The sequence below is a fragment of the Terrabacter sp. NPDC080008 genome (genome assembly GCF_040702505.1).
Classification (GTDB): domain Bacteria; phylum Actinomycetota; class Actinomycetes; order Actinomycetales; family Dermatophilaceae; genus Terrabacter.
In genome coordinates, this window is sequence record NZ_JBFBLC010000001.1 from 377,940 (window position 1) to 393,333 (window position 15,394).

Sequence of the window (15,394 nt, forward strand, 5' to 3'; positions counted from 1 at the left end):
GGCCGGCTGGGAGGCGAACGGCCTCAGTGGGACTGCTGGCGGATCCGGTTGGTCAGCTCGGTGACCTGGTTGTAGATGGCGCGACGCTCGCCCATCAGCTCACGGATCTTGCGGTCGGCGTGCATGACGGTCGTGTGGTCGCGACCGCCGAAGTGCTGGCCGATCTTCGGCAGGGACAGGTCGGTCATCTCGCGACAGAGGTACATCGCGATCTGGCGCGCCGTGACGAGCTGACGGGAGCGGGACGAGCCGCACAGGTCCTCGAGCGTCACGGCGTAGTACGCGGCCGTGACGGCCATGATCGTCGCCGCCGTCACCTGGTTGGGCGTCTCGTTCGGCAGCACGTCCTTGAGGACGATCTCCGCGAGCGGCAGGTCGACCGCCTGCCGGTTCAGGTTGCTGAACGCCGTGACGCGGATCAGGGCGCCCTCGAGCTCGCGGATGTTGGTGCTGAAGTTCGTCGCGATGTACTCGAGCACGTCGTCCGGGACCTTCATCCGGTCCTGGATCGCCTTCTTGCGCAGGATCGCGATGCGGGTCTCGAGGTCGGGCGGCTGCACGTCGGTCAGGAGGCCCGACTCGAAGCGCGTGCGCATCCGGTCCTCGAAGCCCGAGAGCTCACGCGGCGGCAGGTCGCTGGTGATGACGATCTGCTTGTTCGCGTTGTGCAGGGTGTTGAAGGTGTGGAAGAACTCCTCCTGGGTCTGCAGCTTGCCCTGGAGGAACTGGATGTCGTCGATGAGCAGCACGTCGACGCTGCGGTAGCGGTTCTGGAACGCGCTCGCCTTGTCGTCGCGGATGCTGTTGATGAAGTCGTTGGTGAACTCCTCGGAGTTCACGTAGCGCACCCGCACGTTGGGGAACATCGTCCGGGCGTAGTGCCCGATCGCGTGCAGCAGGTGTGTCTTGCCCAGCCCCGACTCGCCGTAGACGAAGAGCGGGTTGTACGCCTTGGCCGGGGCCTCGGCGACCGCGACCGCCGCCGCGTGGGCGAAGCGGTTGCTCGCGCCGATGACGAAGGTGTCGAAGGTGTACTTCGGGTTGAGCCGGGTGTCACCCGGCGAGCTGGGCTCGGGGCGGTGTTGCAGTCGCAGCGGCCCGCTCTCACCGCCGCTCAACGGGTCGGGACCGAGCTCCATGCGCGTCTGGTCACCCGGACCCGGGTATGCCGGCTGGCGCGGTTCGTCGAGGTCGGCGCCGTTGAGCGCGGGCGCGCTCTCGGCGAGGTCGCGCAGGGGGTTGGCCCCCGGGGCGCCGTACCCTCCGTAGCCCTGGCCACCGGCAGCGCCGGGGGCTGTGTGGGCGCCGTTGTGGGGGGCCGGGCGGCCGGGGCCGCGGGAGCCCTCGTGCACCGAGGCCTGCCCGGTCGGCTCATCGGTGACGAGGCCGAGGTCGGTCTCGAGGCTCTCGTCGACCGACACGGCGAGCTGCACGGGGTGGCCGAGCTCGCTGGCCAGCGCCGCGTGGATCTGCTCCCGGACCCGCTGCTCGAGGAAGTCCTTGGTGAAGGTGTTGGGGGCGCGGACGAGAGCGGTCTGGTCGAGCACGCCGACGAGCCGGCAGAGACGCACGAACGCGCGTTCCTGGTTGGACAGGCCCACCGAGTCGAGGGTGCCGAGCGTCTGGCGCCAGATCTGTGCGTAGTCGACGCCGGCCTCGCTCACCTGAACCCACCTTCCCCTGATCTTGTCTGTGCACTTGCTGGCTTGTCGGATCCACCGGCATCGGTCCGGCTCGTCCCTGTTCGGGATCGGGACCGAGACGGCTCGAGTCGGGACTCGACCGCGGTGGCCTGCCTCGATGTCGACACCGAGGCCACCGGTCGGTGTCGTCCGAGCGGTACCCGGCGACACGATGCCCTGTTGTCCACACGTTTGTCCACAGCCTGTGCAGAAGGTGGCGAGGATCGTGAGAGTCGAAAACCTACAGCGAGGGCGGCGACAATGACAATCGAACGCGGTCAGGATCTTTCCAGACTGCGGCGTGTCGCCTTGCAATCGCCCGGCGACGTTCCAAGATCAGGGGTTTCGGCCCTGTCGCGCACCGGGGTCCTCGCCGGTTTGCTTCTCGTTCCGGCGCTCCCGTATCGTTGACCGAGCGTGTCTGCGACCTCTTTCGCATGCCCATGGCCCTCGGGAGCCGGCCTCGCCGGTCTGTCCGTGGCTCCGTGGGCTTGCCGATTGCGGTCGCATCGGCCACCGCCAGCCCCACCCGGGCGCCGTGCCGACGTCGTCGACGTCGTGCGGGCGCCGCAACCTACGGAGATCCACGTGAGCAAGCGCACCTTCCAGCCGAATAACCGTCGCCGCGCCAAGACGCACGGCTTCCGCCTGCGCATGCGCACGCGCGCCGGCCGTGCCATCCTCGCCGCCCGCCGTCGCAAGGGCCGCGCCGAGCTCTCGGCCTGAGCCGCCGGAGGCCGCGGCGTGCTGCCGGCACGTCACCGACTGCGTGAACGGTCGGACTTCACCACGGCAGTACGCGGGCCCGGCGCCAGCAGAGCAGGCGGGCGACTCATCGTCGTGCATGCCAACCGGACCGATGCGCGTGCGGATCTTCCGCCGCGTGTCGGTTTTGTTGTGTCCAAGGCCGTGGGCAACGCGGTGGTGCGCAACCGCACCAAGCGCCGGCTGCGCGCCAGCGTCGCGACCCGGCTGAACGGCATACCCGCAGGGCTGGACCTCGTGGTCCGGGCCAACCCCGCGGCGGCCGACGCCGGCTGGGACGAGCTCGACCTCGCGGTGGCCCGCGGACTCGAGAAGGCGTGCCGGCGATGAGCGCCACCCGCAACCAGGTGCTCGCCTCCCCGCTCGTCCTCCTCGTGCGGCTCTACCAGCGCTTCGTCTCGCCCCTCACGCCGCCGTCGTGCCGCTTCTACCCGAGCTGCTCCGCGTATGCCGTCGAGGCCCTCACGCGGTTCGGTCCTTTGCGCGGTGGCTGGCTCGCGATCCGCCGGCTCGGACGGTGCCACCCGTGGACCCCCGGCGGCGTCGATCCGGTGCCGAGGTCGTGGGCCACCCGCAACGACGTGCGACCCGAGGACTTCCGTCCCAACCCCTGACCCACCGGCATATGGTTGCCGACCAGTGGTGAGCAGCCCGTCCGGCTCGACCCCGAGCTGACCGACTGCCCACCAGACCACAGAGGAACACACCTTGATGGACTTCCTGCAGACCCTGCTCTACCCGATCAAGCTGGGTGAAGCGTGGGTCATGTACGCCTGGCACTGGCTCTTCGACACCATCGGCCTGCCCACCGGCTGGGCCTGGGCCATGTCGATCGTCGGCCTCACGGTCGTCGTCCGCATCCTGCTCATCCCGCTCTTCGTGCGCCAGATCCACTCCTCCCGGCGGATGCAGCTCATCCAGCCGGAGATGCAGAAGATCCAGAAGAAGTACAAGGGCAAGCGCGACCCGGAGTCCCAGAAGGCGCAGCAGGCGGAGATCATGGATCTCTACCGCCGCACCGGGACCAACCCGTTCAGCAGCTGTCTGCCGATCCTGATCCAGAGCCCCTTCTTCTTCGCGCTCTTCCAGCTGCTCAACAACCTCAAGGCCATCGCCGAGGGGGCTGCGGCGCCGATCGGCCCGATCACCCGCCAGGTCGCGCAGACCATCGAGGCCTCGACGATCCTCGGCGCGAAGCTCTCGGACTCCTTCGTCCACTCGACGACGCTCAACGTCAAGATTCTCAGCGCCATCCTCATCGTCCTGATGTCGGCGACGACGTTCACGACGCAGTACCAGCTGATGCGCAAGAACATGCCGGCCTCGGCGCTGGACAACCCCTTCGCGAAGCAGCAGAAGGTCCTGCTCTACCTGATGCCGCTCTTCTTCGCGTTCTCCGGCATCAACTTCCCCATCGGTGTCCTGCTCTACTGGCTCACCACCAACCTGTGGACCATGGGTCAGCAGTTCTACGTCATCCGCAACATGCCGGCTCCGGGCTCCGAGGCCGAGCGCGCCCGCCGCGAGCGTCTCCAGCGCAAGGGCAAGGACGTCCAGGACTTCACCGTGCCCGGGCTCGACGCCACCGGCGATGCCGTCCCGGACGACGCCCCCAAGTCAGGCCAGCGCCAGCAGCCCAAGGGCAAGAAGCGCGCTCGCACCCAGCCCAGGACCCAGCCGAGCAAGAACCGCCGCTGAGCCTCGTCCACACCCTCGTCCACACCTCTTCGGGCCCCTGACCTGCGCGGACACGAGTTGTCCACAGTCCGGCCCCGGTGAACCAAGGAGTTTCCATGAGCGACACGCAGTCCCCCGACGTCGAGACCAACGATGCTGTGACCACGCCCGCCGAGACCGACGCTGCCCGGACGCACAACGTGCAGCCGGATGACGTCGAGTCGAGTGACGTCGAGGCGCCGGTGGTCGCGACGACCGAGGGCGCGCTGGTCCCCGAGATCGCCGAGGCAGCCGACGAGGCCGCCTCGAGCGAAGGCGCCGGCGGCACGGGGGAGGCCGGCAAGGCGAACAAGGGCTCGCGCCTGCGTCAGCTCGAGCGCGAGGGTGAGGTCGCGGCGGACTTCCTCGAGACGCTGCTCGACATCGCCGACCTCGACGGGGACATCGACGTGGATGTCGACGGTGACCGCGCCGCGATCGCCATCGTCGACTCCGAGGAGGGCCGGGTCCCGCGGCGTCTCGTGGGGACTGACGGGAAGGTCCTCGAGGCCCTCCAGGAGCTGACGCGGCTCGCGGTCCAGGTGCAGACCGGAGAGCGCAGCCGACTCATGCTCGACATTGCCGGGCACCGTGCCCAGCGCCGGTCCGCCCTCGTCGAGCTCGCACACGCGGCCATCGCTGAGGTCAAGGAGTCGGGGCAGAAGCGTTCGCTCGACCCGATGTCGGCCTTCGAGCGCAAGGTCGTGCACGATGAGGTGTCGGCTGCCGGGCTCGTTTCCGAGTCCGAGGGCGTGGAGCCCAACCGCCACATCGTCATCCTCCCTGCGTAAGGGCGATGTCGCGTTTCACGTGAAACGCGACGCCCCCGTCCGACGCTCCTGACCACTGGCGTACGGTCGAGGCAGCTCGCCGCGTGGGCAACCGCTTCTCGACGAGGGGTGCCGCCCCGGCTGGCGCCCGTGAGTGAACCGCCTGCTGTCCCACCTGATCGACCGACCTACCCGTAACGAGCCGAGGAGTGAGAGCGCGTGCCGGACGATGCGCTCGAGCCGACCGCTCCGAAGCCCACTGAGGCGGCCACTCCGCCCTCCACTCCGCCGGCCACTCCACCCACGGCAGAGACCGTCTTCGGCGATCGGGTGGAGCTGGCCGAGCGGTACGTGGCGATCCTCAGCGACACCGGCATCAGTCACGGACTCATCGGACCCCGTGAGGCTCCGCGGCTGTGGGACCGGCACGTTCTCAACTGTGGAGTGGTACAGGAGCTGATCCCGCCGCGAGAGTCGGGCCAGCAGGTGATCGACGTCGGTTCCGGAGCGGGCTTGCCCGGGCTGGCACTGGCCATCGCCCGGCCCGACCTCGAGCTGCACCTCGTGGAGCCGCTGCAACGGCGCACCGGCTGGCTCAGTGGCACGGTGGCCCAGCTCAGCCTGGCCAACGTCACGGTGCACACCGCTCGCGCGGAGGCGCTCTGGGACCGGTTGCAGGCTCCGTGGGTGACGGCCCGCGCCGTGTCCCGGATCGTCCAGCTGGCTGAGTGGACCCTGCCCCTGCTCGAGGCGGGCGGGAGCCTGCTCGCGCTCAAGGGCAGCCGCGCCGTCGAGGAGCTGGCGGAGGCGCACACCGCCTTGACCCGTCTGGGCGTGGTGTCCGCAGGGGTCGAGGAGGTCGGCGGCTCAGTTCTCGCCGAGCCCACCGTGGTGCTCCGGGCGACGATCGGCGACGAGGTCGACCGGCGCCGCTTCCGCAGCCGCCAGCCGTCGAGTGCGGGATCGGCGCGTCGCCGCGCCGACCGGCCGCGAGGTTCCCGACGCACCGGAGGCGGTACGAGCCACCGCGGGCCCCGTCAGCCATGATCGTCACCAGACCAACCAGCCGTCTGTCCCAGCCGGTGCTCCTGCAGCACCGCGTCGGACGCGTCGCAACTCCGGAGGTGCACTCCACGTGACCATGTCGACGAACCTGGGCTGGCCTAGCGAACCGGAGCCCGCTCCCGAGCACCGACGCCTCGGCTGGCTCGCGCGGGCGTTCGGCGTTTCACGTGAAACGGTCACCACACCGGAAGGGAATCTCGTGGAGGTAACACGCTCCGCCGTAGCGACGCCGGAGGCGCCGGGCACGACGCCCGACCCCATCGGGTCGGCTCACCAGTCCGCGGCGGTGGAGTCGGCGCACCACGATGCAGGTGACGTCGGTAGCCCTGACGTCCCCCCAGCTTTGACGGGGGCGACTGCTGGAGGTCCTGTGGACAAGTCAGTGGACAACGGTGCGGCAGAAGCGACATTCGTGCGGGGATCCGCGGATACCGAGGCTGGGGACAACGCTGTGGACAGAGCCCGTCGCGAGGCGCTGGCGAGGGCGGACGACGCCGACCGCGACGCCCTTGCCGCCGCGATCCCCAGCGCAGGGGAGGACACGCCTCTGGCTCGCGAGCTGGCAGAGAACGCGCGGCGCCGCATCCAGCTGACGGGTCGCCAGTTCCCCAAGCCTGCGAGCCCGCGCGTGCTGACCGTCGCCAACCAGAAGGGTGGCGTCGGCAAGACCACCACCACCGTGAACATCGCAGCGGCGCTCGCGCAGTCCGGCCTCGAGGTGCTCGTCATCGACCTCGACCCCCAGGGCAACGCCAGCACGGCTCTCGGCATCGACCACCATGCCGAGGTGCCCTCGATCTACGACGTGCTCGTGGACGGAACGCCTCTGCTCGAAGTGGTGCAGCCCTGCCCGACGGTCAGCAACCTGCACTGTGCCCCGGCGACCATCGACCTGGCCGGCGCCGAGATCGAGCTGGTCTCCCTCGTGGCCCGCGAGTCCCGCCTGCAGAAGGCGATCGCCGCTGCCATCGCCGAGGGCCACCCCTTCGACTACGTCCTGATCGACTGCCCACCCAGCCTGGGGCTGCTCACCGTCAACGCCATGGTCGCGGCGAGTGAGGTGTTCATCCCGATCCAGTGTGAGTACTACGCGCTCGAGGGTCTGTCGCAGCTGCTGAAGAACATCGAGCTGATCAAGCACCACCTCAACCCGGCGCTGCACGTGTCCACGATCCTGCTGACGATGTACGACGGGCGGACCCGACTCTCGGCGCAGGTGGCGGAGGAGGTGCGGGAGCACTTCCCCCAGGAGGTCCTGCGCACCTCCATTCCCCGTTCCGTCCGCGTCTCGGAGGCCCCGAGCTTCGGCGAGACCGTCATGACCTACGACCCGGTGAGCAGCGGTGCCCTCGCCTACCTCGCGGCCGCGGGCGAGATCGCCGATCGCGGGGCGGCCGATGTGTCGTCGCAGAACTGAGTAGGCACGGTCGGCCGTGACACCGGGACCGCTTCTGTGTTTCACGTGAAACTGCACGCGTCTGGGATCGGAAGCTCGCAACGTGTGCCGTTTCACGTGAAACACGTGGCGCCAGTTCCCGGTGCCAGCCAGACAGCCTGTTCCACGTGAAACACCACGAAGTCCGCACGGGCGGACTGACGTACAAGGCATGACAAGGCACCACCTAGACTGACCGCTGGCGCGAACGACGCGCCACATGGGAAAGGTTTGACGAATGGCGGAGAAGCGTCGCGCTCTCGGACGTGGTCTCGGAGCGCTCATCCCGAGCGCACCCAGTGGAGGTGCTGGGCGACCGGTGGACGTGTTCTTCACCGAGCAGAAGCAGCCCGAACCCGCGCAGGCGACCGACGCCAGCACGACTGGGGCGGTGTCCGGCACGACCGCCTCCGAAGCCGGCGCCGGCACGCCGGCCACCGACGTTGCAGCCGCGTCCGGCAGCGCGTTGGGAACGACGGAGGCGCCGGAGGGTGCGGCCTCGGGGATTCAGCAGCAGGCGTCGGATGGTGAGCGAACCACCAACCCCGAGGCGTCTGGCGAGCTGGAGCCGCCGGAGGGCCTCGCGGTGGTGCCGGGCGCGGAGTTCGCAGAGCTCGACATCGACGCGATCCGGCCCAACCCCCGCCAGCCCCGCACGGTCTTCGACGAGGACCACATGGAGGAGCTGGTGCACTCCATCCGTGAGATCGGCGTCCTCCAGCCCGTCGTCGTGCGTCGGATCGCCGCCGACCAGCTCGCCGAGGCCGACGGCAAGCGCTTCGAGCTCATCATGGGTGAGCGCCGCTGGCGCGCCTCGCAGGCCGCCGGGCTCGCCGTGGTGCCGGCGATCATCAAGGAGACCAGCGACGACGACCTGCTGCGTGACGCACTCCTGGAGAACCTGCACCGCAGCCAGCTCAACCCCCTCGAGGAGGCAGCCGCCTACCAGCAGCTGCTCGACGACTTCGGCTGCTCGCACGAAGAGCTGGCCACGCGTATCGGTCGCTCGCGTCCGCAGATCTCCAACACGCTCCGGCTGCTGCGCCTGCCGCCCCTCGTGCAGCGACGTGTGGCCGCCGGTGTGCTCAGCGCCGGGCACGCTCGTGCCCTGCTCGGTATGGCGGATGCCGCCGCGATGGAGCGGATGGCGCAGCGGATCGTCGCGGAGGGCCTGTCCGTGCGCTCGGTCGAGGAGCTCGTCGCGCTCGGGGAGGGCAACGACGCGCCCAAGCCGCGCCGTCCCCGTGCCGGTAGCCGGCACCCGCAGCTCGACGACCTCACGACGGGGCTGTCGGACCGCCTGGAGACGCGGGTCGCGATCGCGCTCGGCCAGCGCAAGGGAAAGATCACGGTGGAGTTCGCCTCGATGGAGGACCTGCGCCGCATTCTCGACCTCATGGGCGTCTCGGAACCCGAGCGGGCCTGACCGTTCACACCCGCCGCCGGGACCGGTCGTCGCAGTGCCGGCGTCCGTCCGGCTCCGCGACCACGGTAGGCAGGTCCGACCCGAGGCAGATGCGACCCGCCGTCCGCCGTTGCACTGTCAGGGCTCAAGCACGAAGGAAAAGAGATGCCGGAAGGGCACACGATTCACGCGCTCGCCGAGCGTCTGGAGCGTGTCTTCCGCGGCCAGTCCGTGCAGGTATCGAGCCCACAGGGCCGCTTCGCGGCGGACGCGGAACTGCTCGACGGGCACGTCTTCGAGCACGCTGACGCGTGGGGAAAGCACCTCTTCGCCGCGATCGGGGACCAGACGCTGCACGTGCACCTGGGTCTCATCGGCGCGTTTCACGTGAAACCGTTCGAAGGAACGGCTCCTCCGGCTCCCGTCGGTGCTGTGCGCCTGCGCCTCGTCGGCACGACACACTGGGCAGATCTGCGCGGACCGATGATCTGCACCCTCGTGGACCGTGCGCGGCAGCGTGAGGTCTTGTCCACGCTGGGTCCGGACCCGCTGCGCCGGGTCCAAGACCCCGGGCTCGGCTTCGCACGCGTGCACCGCAGTCGCCGCACCATCGCCGAGCTGCTCATGGAGCAGTCGGTCGTGGCCGGCGTGGGCAACGTCTACCGCTGCGAGGTGCTCCACCGCCTTGCCGTGGACCCCCTGACCCGCGGCGTCGACCTGAGCCCGGAGACATGGCAGGAGATCTGGGACGACCTCGTGCTGCTGATGCCGCTCGGACGCACGTTCGGCCAGATCATCACCATTCCCGAGCAGGTCGAGCAGGCCCTCCGGTGGCGTCGCTCCGGACGGGCGAGGGCCATCACCCGGTCGCTGACAGGCGAGCGACTCGGCGACACCTTCGAGAGGCGCTTCCTGGTCTACAAGCGCACCGGCGAGACGTGCCCACGGTGTGGCGGCACGGTGGCGCTGCGGGAGCTCGGCGGTCGCCGGCTCTACTGGTGCCCGGCCTGTCAGACGCGCCACTGAGCCGCCGCCGGCGAGCGTCCGCAAGCCGGTCACCCTAGGCTGGCAGCCGTGCCGATCACCGGAACGCACCCAGCCCCGAGCCACGTGCTCGCCCACCTCTCCGACCCCCACCTCATCGCCGGGACAGACCTGCTCCACGGACGCATCGACACCCGTGAGCAGCTGCGTCGGGCGCTGGAGCGGGTGGAGGGCTGCGCCGAGCACATCGACGCCCTCGTGGTGTCGGGAGACCTAACCGATCGTGGTGACGCCGCCGCCTACGAGCTCTTCCTGGCCATGGTCACCCCGGTCGTGAAGCGCCTCGGCTGCGCCCTGGTGGTCACTGGCGGAAACCACGACGAGCGCCGGGCGATGGCCCGCGTGCTGCACGGTGTCGACACCGACGAGCCACAGGACGCCGTCACGCACGTGCGTGGACTGCGGATCATCGCCATCGACTCCGCGGTCCCGGGCTACCACCACGGTGGCTTCTCGGACCCCCAGTACGCCTGGCTGACGAGGGAACTCGCGACTTCGGCCGAGCACGGGACGATCCTCGTCATCCACCACGCACCCATCGTCTACCGCTCCCCGGTCATGCAGCTGCTCGACTTCCGCGAGGCCGGCCGACTGCAGGCGACGATCGAAGGCAGTGATGTCAGGGCGATCCTCAGCGGGCACCTGCACGTCACGAGCTTCGGGACCCTGGGCGGCGTCCCGGTGCTCGTCGCGGGCGGAGTGTCCTACGTCGACGACGTCGGCGCACCGCGGGAGCTGCTGATGGCCGTGGACGGGCCGCAGTCGTGGAACCTCGTCGAGGTCCACCCGGACCACGTCGTGGGCACCGTCGTTCCGGTCGCGCAGCACGAGACCTGGCCGGCACTCTCACAGGCCGTCCAGGACCACATGGCCACCGTCCCCGAGCCCGACCAGGCCGAGGTCTTCTCGCGCAAGCCCTCGTGACGAGCAGCCCGGTGAAGATGAGGGGCACACCCGTGTCGAGACCGCCCGCCTGCGATCGACGGGTCAACGAAGGCTCGAACCGCGAGCCGCACCGACAGGAGCACCGGAGATGACTGGGAAGCAGCAGACGACCTCGGCCGATGGCACGACGATCGCCTACGAGGCGTACGGGTCCGGACCGGTCGTGGTGACCGTCGGAGGGGCGTTCTGCGACCGTGGCACGCTGCGTGACACGGCGCAGGCGCTCGGCGACCTCGGCCTGACAGGGGTCACCTACGACCGGCGAGGTCGCGGCGACAGCGGCGACCACCTGGCCGGCGCGCCCACCGAGGAGGTGCGCCGCCAGGCCCTCGGCCGCGAGGTCGAGGACCTCCGGGCGGTCATCGCGGAGACGAGCGGAAACGCCTCTGCCGCAGGCCTTTTCGGCGTCTCGTCCGGCGGTGCCCTGGTCGTCGAGGCGCTGTCAGCGGGGCTGCCGGTCGCGTCCGCGGCGGCCTTCGAGGTGCCCTACCGCACCGCTGCGTGGCCTCCCGAGCCCGAGGACTACATCGGCACGCTGGAACGCTTCGAGGCGGCGGGGGACCGCGAAGGCATCCTGCGCTACTTCAACGTCGACGTCGTCGGCATGCCGGAGCAGGCGTTCGAGGGCATGCGCGGCACGCCGGTGTGGGAGTCGTTGCTGGCTCTGACCTACACCGTCAAGTACGACGGACTGTGCCTCGGGGGAGACGACCAGTCGCTGCCGCGGGACGTGCTCGCCCGCATCGGTACGCCGTTCCTCGCGGTCTGCAGCAGCGGCACCGCCGTGCCGTGGCTGCACGACTCGGCCACGGTGCTCGCCGACGCGCTCCCCGACGCGCGCGCCGTGGAGCTCGAGGGCGGCTTCCACCAGGTGCCCCCTCCGGTGCTGGCGCCGGTGCTCGCGGACTTCTTCCAGCGCTGACCCAGCCCTGCCGCGCCGGGTTCCGTTGCGGCGCAACGGAACCCGGCGGCATACGCCCTCGGACTCAGCGGTCGAGCAGGGCGAGGACGGGGTTGTGCTCGGGTGGCACGACCTCGCGCGGAGGCCCGGGCGGGGTCCCGTCACCGAAGGGGGAGCCGCCCAGCTCCTCACGCCCGTGCGGCGTCGCCCAGTTCTCCAGCGCCGGCCCGAGGGGGACGACCCCGGTGGGATTGATGTCGCGGTGGACGATGTAGTAGTGCTGCTTGATGTGGGTGAAGTCGATCGTGTCGCCGAAGCCCGGGGTCTGGAACAGGTCGCGCGCGTAGCCCCACAGCGCCGGCATCTCGATGAGCTTGTTGCGGTTGCACTTGAAGTGCCCGTGGTAGACCGGGTCGAAGCGCGCCAGCGTGGTGAACAGGCGCACGTCGGCCTCGGTGATGTGGTCGCCCACGAGGTAGCGGCGGGTCGAGAGCCGCTCCTCGAGCAGGTCGAGGTGCTCCCAGAGTCGGCGGTAGGCCTTGTCGTAGGCCTCCTGGGTGCCGGCGAACCCGCACCGGTAGACGCCGTTGTTCACGTAGCGGTAGATCGGCTCGCTGACCGCCTCGATCTCGTCGGCGAGGGCGTCCGGGTAGAGGTCGGGCGCGCCCTCGCGGTGGAACTTCGTCCACTGCGTCTCGAGATCGACCGTGATCTGCTTGAAGTCGTTGGTCACGACGGCGCCGGTCGGGATGTCGACCATGGCGGGGACCGTGATGCCGCGCGGGTAGTCGGGGTCGCGCTTGAAGTAGGCGTCCTGGATGCGCGGGATCTGCAGCACCGGGTCGAGCCCACCCGGGTCGAGGTCGAAGGTCCAGCTGCGCTTGTCGTGCGTCGGCCCGCAGATGCCCATCGACAGGGCGTCCTCGAGGCCGAGCAGCCGTCGCACGATGATCGCGCGGTTGGCCCAGGGACAGGCGCGCGCGACGACGAGCCGGTAGCGGCCGGCCTCCACCGGGAAGCCGTCGCGCCCGTCGGCCGTGATGCGGGTGGTGATGTAGTTCGTGTCGCGCTTGAAGCTCTTCTCGACGTACGTCCCGGGCTCGCTCATGGGGCCACCCTACGTTCCGTACGCCGCGTGCTCCGGCACCGGAGCGCGCGCTCTTGCCGGGTCGGCGCGGTCACACCCCGCGACGGAGCCCGTGCTGCGGCACGCACGGGGAGTCCCGGTGTGGCGTCGAGCGCCGGCAGAGGGAGAATGCAGGCATGAGGCTCTCCGGGAGGCGTGGTGCGTGAGCTGCGTCCGCTGACGCCGGACCGCGTCACGGACCTCGTCGGCGGCTGCGCGCCGTGCACGTTCTGGCAGACGGTGCCGCACAACGGACACTCCGGCCCCCGTGAGCCCCTGGACCTGCTCGCCGAGTGGGTGGAGACGGTCACCTCCGAGTGGGGCAGCCCAGGGCGGGTGGCCTACGTCGACGAGCAGCCCGCCGGGCACGTGCTGCTGGCCCCTGCCCGCTACGTCCCGCGACTGGCCGCGTTCCCGACCTCTCCGTCGGACCCGTCGACGCTGATGCTCGTCACGGTCATGACGACCCCCGAGCAGGCTGGGATCCGCAAGACCCTCGTGCAGACCGCCGCCAAGGACGCCCTCGCCCACCGCGCGCGCTCGCTGGAGGCGGTGGGGGCCCGGCCGCTCGCGGTGTCGCGGCACGCGTGCGTGCTCGACGTGCCCTTCCTCGAGAAGGTGGGCTTCCGCGTCGAACGCGACCACCCGGCATACCCGCGCATGCGGATCGACCTGCGCACCGTCGTGACGTTGCGCGACGAGGTGGCCGAGGCGCTCTCGCGGGCGCTCGCCCGGGTCCCCGGGGTGCACCCTGCGCCCGCGCCGCACCCCAACGGCACGAGCCGTGCGAGCGTGGCCGACGCGCGGCCCGAGCGTCCGCTCAGCCGGTAGGGCGGTCGGAGCCGGCGCCGGAGGCCTGGGCCTGCTGCGCCCGCATCGTCTCGAGGTGGCGCCGCAGGTCGTCCAGTCGGAGTACGCCGGTGCGCGCCGTGTCGGCCTCGCCGAGGTAGACCCGCTGCAGGGCCACCACGACGGCCTCGGCGACGTGGTCGAGGGTCTGCCCGTCGGCCAGCGCGTCGGCGTCCCCCTCGTGGTCGAGGTAGCCGAAGTCGAGCCGGACGGCCGGCATGCGGGTGTGTCGCAGCAGCGGCCACGTGCGGGCGTGGCTACGGCAGTCGGTCAGGCCGGTGCGAGCGACGACCTCACGCAGCAGCAGGTCGGCGAAGCTCTCGCCGACGACCGACCAGTCGTGCTGGCCGGGAGCGTCGGGGTGGCCGTAGAAGTAGGTGGCGGCGCCGTGGGCGGCCCCAGACGTCGAGTGGTCGGTGTGCAGGGACAGCACGAGGTCGGCGTCGCACGAGTTGGCGAAGGCGGCGCGGTCCTCGTCGCTGCCGCCGTCGGTCGCCTCGGTGCGGGTGAAGACGACGCCCACACCGTGAGCCGACAGACGCCCCTCGATGCGGCGGGCGAGGTCGAGGGCGAGCTGCGCCTCGACGAGGTCACGGCCGCCCCGCGCACCGTCGTCGCCACCGCCGTGGCCGGGGTCGAGCACGATCGTGCGCCCGCTCAGGCTGAAGCCGCTGCGCCGGATCCGCTCGCGCTCACGCAGCGCGTTGGCCGACCCGCCGCTCACCGAGCGCCGCAGGCCCTGGAAGGCACGCATCGTCTCGGGCCCCACCGTGCCGTCGGGGACGAGCCCGACCGCGCCCTGGAAGGCCCGGACGGCCGCGTCAGTCGCGGGCCCGTGCATCCCGTCCACCTTGCCGGGCCGGAACCCGAGCTCGACGAGCCGCGCCTGCAGGGCAGCGACGTCGTCACCCTCGACGTAGTGCTCCGGGAGGTAGCGCAGCACGCGGTCACCGAGCGTCCACCGCGCGCCGTCGAGAACGGCATACGTGGAAGCACCGACGACACCGTCGGAGATGAGCCCGCGGCGCTGCTGGAACGACTTGACGGCCTGCTCGACCCGCTCGTCGAAGACGGCCGCATCCGGGTCACCGGGGTGCCCCGCGGCGGTCTCGAGGTCGCCGGTGAGGACGAGTCGCTCGCAGACGGCCGCGACAGCCGGGCCGTAGTCGCCGCGACGGAGCACGACTGGCTGGGGTGGTGTCATCTCGGCTCCTTCCTGGGACGGCTGCCGGAGGGGTACGCGGCTCTGCTGTGCGTCGCCTCCAGAGCGGTCGGGCGCCCTGAGCAGAGTAGTACGCCGAAGGGGTGGCGCCGTGCGGACGGGCCACCCCTTCGGTGCCTGGGGTCTCAGGCGATGAACTCCTCGAGCTCGCGCAGCAGCTTCGGCTTCGGGTGCGCGCCGACGATGGTCTTGACGACCTCGCCCTTGACGTAGACGTTGAGCGTCGGGATGGACACGACGCCGTAGCGCGCGGCCGTGTCGACGTTGGCGTCGGTGTCGAGCTTGACGATCTCGATCTTGTCGCCGTACTGCTCGTTGATCTCCTCGAGGATCGGGGCGACCTTGCGGCACGGGCCGCACCACGTCGCCCAGAAGTCGACGAGCACGGGCTTCTCGCTCATGAGGACGTCGTCGGCGAAGGTGGCGTCGGTCGTGTTCTTCAGTGCCATGGAGGCTCCTTCTCGGTGTG

At 70.4% G+C, this 15,394-nt stretch carries 16 protein-coding genes and 1 pseudogene; 13 read left to right on the forward strand and 4 right to left on the reverse strand.

Going from position 1 to position 15,394, the window contains the following annotated elements; translation table 11 throughout:
• Window positions 1–23: 23 nt before the first annotated feature.
• Window positions 24–1,664 (reverse strand): chromosomal replication initiator protein DnaA, encoded by a 1,641-nt coding sequence (gene dnaA, locus AB0316_RS01790; RefSeq protein WP_366269941.1) that lies wholly within the window; start codon window positions 1,662–1,664, stop codon window positions 24–26.
• 606 nt (window positions 1,665–2,270) lie between these two features.
• Between dnaA and rpmH the strand changes: the two genes are divergently transcribed.
• From rpmH to AB0316_RS01850, 12 genes and pseudogenes are all read left to right on the forward strand, one after another.
• Window positions 2,271–2,408, forward strand: coding sequence for a 50S ribosomal protein L34 (gene rpmH, locus AB0316_RS01795; protein WP_010849920.1), 138 nt, complete (start codon window positions 2,271–2,273; stop codon window positions 2,406–2,408).
• An 18-nt stretch (window positions 2,409–2,426) separates the two neighbouring features.
• Window positions 2,427–2,777 (forward strand): ribonuclease P protein component, encoded by a 351-nt coding sequence (gene rnpA / locus AB0316_RS01800; RefSeq protein ID WP_366269943.1) that lies wholly within the window; start codon window positions 2,427–2,429, stop codon window positions 2,775–2,777.
• Window positions 2,774–3,061, forward strand: coding sequence for a membrane protein insertion efficiency factor YidD (yidD, locus tag AB0316_RS01805; RefSeq protein ID WP_366269945.1), 288 nt, complete (start codon window positions 2,774–2,776; stop codon window positions 3,059–3,061). The genes rnpA and yidD overlap by 4 nt, the downstream gene beginning before the upstream one ends.
• A gap of 97 nt (window positions 3,062–3,158) precedes the next feature.
• Window positions 3,159–4,145 carry a membrane protein insertase YidC gene (gene yidC / locus AB0316_RS01810; protein WP_366269947.1) on the forward strand — a complete coding sequence of 329 codons (987 nt, stop codon included), beginning with the start codon at window positions 3,159–3,161 and terminating at the stop codon, window positions 4,143–4,145.
• Between the two features lie 95 nt (window positions 4,146–4,240).
• Window positions 4,241–4,954, forward strand: a complete 714-nt coding sequence (locus AB0316_RS01815; protein ID WP_366269949.1) for a R3H domain-containing nucleic acid-binding protein — start codon at window positions 4,241–4,243, stop codon at window positions 4,952–4,954.
• Window positions 4,955–5,152: 198 nt separating this feature from the next.
• Window positions 5,153–5,980: a 16S rRNA (guanine(527)-N(7))-methyltransferase RsmG gene (rsmG, locus tag AB0316_RS01820; protein WP_366269951.1), complete on the forward strand. Its 828-nt coding sequence runs from the start codon at window positions 5,153–5,155 to the stop codon at window positions 5,978–5,980.
• A 493-nt stretch (window positions 5,981–6,473) separates the two neighbouring features.
• Entirely contained in the window at window positions 6,474–7,415 is a 942-nt protein-coding gene (locus tag AB0316_RS01825) for an AAA family ATPase (RefSeq protein WP_366271274.1), read from the forward strand.
• A gap of 256 nt (window positions 7,416–7,671) precedes the next feature.
• A complete protein-coding gene (locus AB0316_RS01830) occupies window positions 7,672–8,859 on the forward strand; it encodes a ParB/RepB/Spo0J family partition protein (protein ID WP_366269953.1) in 1,188 nt (395 codons plus the stop codon).
• 144 nt (window positions 8,860–9,003) lie between these two features.
• Window positions 9,004–9,225: pseudogene (locus tag AB0316_RS01835) on the forward strand (DNA-formamidopyrimidine glycosylase family protein); the annotation flags it as partial.
• Window positions 9,226–9,363: 138 nt separating this feature from the next.
• On the forward strand, window positions 9,364–9,864 hold the full coding sequence (locus tag AB0316_RS01840) for a zinc finger domain-containing protein (RefSeq protein WP_366271276.1): 501 nt from the start codon (window positions 9,364–9,366) through the stop codon (window positions 9,862–9,864).
• A gap of 48 nt (window positions 9,865–9,912) precedes the next feature.
• Complete coding sequence (locus AB0316_RS01845; RefSeq protein WP_366269955.1) at window positions 9,913–10,806, forward strand: metallophosphoesterase; 894 nt, start codon at window positions 9,913–9,915, stop codon at window positions 10,804–10,806.
• A 109-nt stretch (window positions 10,807–10,915) separates the two neighbouring features.
• Window positions 10,916–11,749: an alpha/beta hydrolase gene (locus tag AB0316_RS01850; RefSeq protein WP_366269957.1), complete on the forward strand. Its 834-nt coding sequence runs from the start codon at window positions 10,916–10,918 to the stop codon at window positions 11,747–11,749.
• Between the two features lie 64 nt (window positions 11,750–11,813).
• Here AB0316_RS01850 and AB0316_RS01855 read toward each other — a convergent pair whose 3' ends face one another.
• The gene (locus tag AB0316_RS01855; protein ID WP_366269959.1) at window positions 11,814–12,836 is read right to left on the reverse strand and encodes a glutathione S-transferase C-terminal domain-containing protein; all 1,023 of its coding nucleotides are present in this window, start codon (window positions 12,834–12,836) and stop codon (window positions 11,814–11,816) included.
• Between the two features lie 177 nt (window positions 12,837–13,013).
• On the opposite strand from AB0316_RS01855, the gene AB0316_RS01860 reads away from it, so the two are divergent.
• Window positions 13,014–13,685, forward strand: coding sequence for an N-acetyltransferase (locus AB0316_RS01860; protein ID WP_366269961.1), 672 nt, complete (start codon window positions 13,014–13,016; stop codon window positions 13,683–13,685).
• On the opposite strand, the gene AB0316_RS01865 is transcribed toward AB0316_RS01860, so the two are convergent.
• Window positions 13,675–14,907, reverse strand: coding sequence for an N-acetylmuramoyl-L-alanine amidase (locus tag AB0316_RS01865; protein WP_366269963.1), 1,233 nt, complete (start codon window positions 14,905–14,907; stop codon window positions 13,675–13,677). The genes AB0316_RS01860 and AB0316_RS01865 overlap by 11 nt on opposite strands.
• Before the next feature lie 143 nt (window positions 14,908–15,050).
• On the reverse strand, window positions 15,051–15,374 hold the full coding sequence (gene trxA / locus AB0316_RS01870) for a thioredoxin (protein ID WP_207556001.1): 324 nt from the start codon (window positions 15,372–15,374) through the stop codon (window positions 15,051–15,053).
• Between the last annotated feature and the right edge of the window lie 20 nt (window positions 15,375–15,394).

Excerpts from the sequence above, each read along its gene's own strand:
- yidD (WP_366269945.1), top strand. The coding sequence starts at position 2,774 with ATGAGCGCCACCCGCAACCAGGTGCTCGCCTCCCCGCTCGTCCTCCTC.
- yidC (WP_366269947.1), top strand. The coding sequence starts at position 3,159 with ATGGACTTCCTGCAGACCCTGCTCTACCCGATCAAGCTGGGTGAAGCG.
- AB0316_RS01815 (WP_366269949.1), top strand. The coding sequence starts at position 4,241 with ATGAGCGACACGCAGTCCCCCGACGTCGAGACCAACGATGCTGTGACC.
- AB0316_RS01830 (WP_366269953.1), top strand. The coding sequence starts at position 7,672 with ATGGCGGAGAAGCGTCGCGCTCTCGGACGTGGTCTCGGAGCGCTCATC.
- AB0316_RS01850 (WP_366269957.1), top strand. The coding sequence starts at position 10,916 with ATGACTGGGAAGCAGCAGACGACCTCGGCCGATGGCACGACGATCGCC.
- AB0316_RS01855 (WP_366269959.1), bottom strand. The coding sequence starts at position 12,836 with ATGAGCGAGCCCGGGACGTACGTCGAGAAGAGCTTCAAGCGCGACACG.
- AB0316_RS01865 (WP_366269963.1), bottom strand. The coding sequence starts at position 14,907 with ATGACACCACCCCAGCCAGTCGTGCTCCGTCGCGGCGACTACGGCCCG.
- trxA (WP_207556001.1), bottom strand. The coding sequence starts at position 15,374 with ATGGCACTGAAGAACACGACCGACGCCACCTTCGCCGACGACGTCCTC.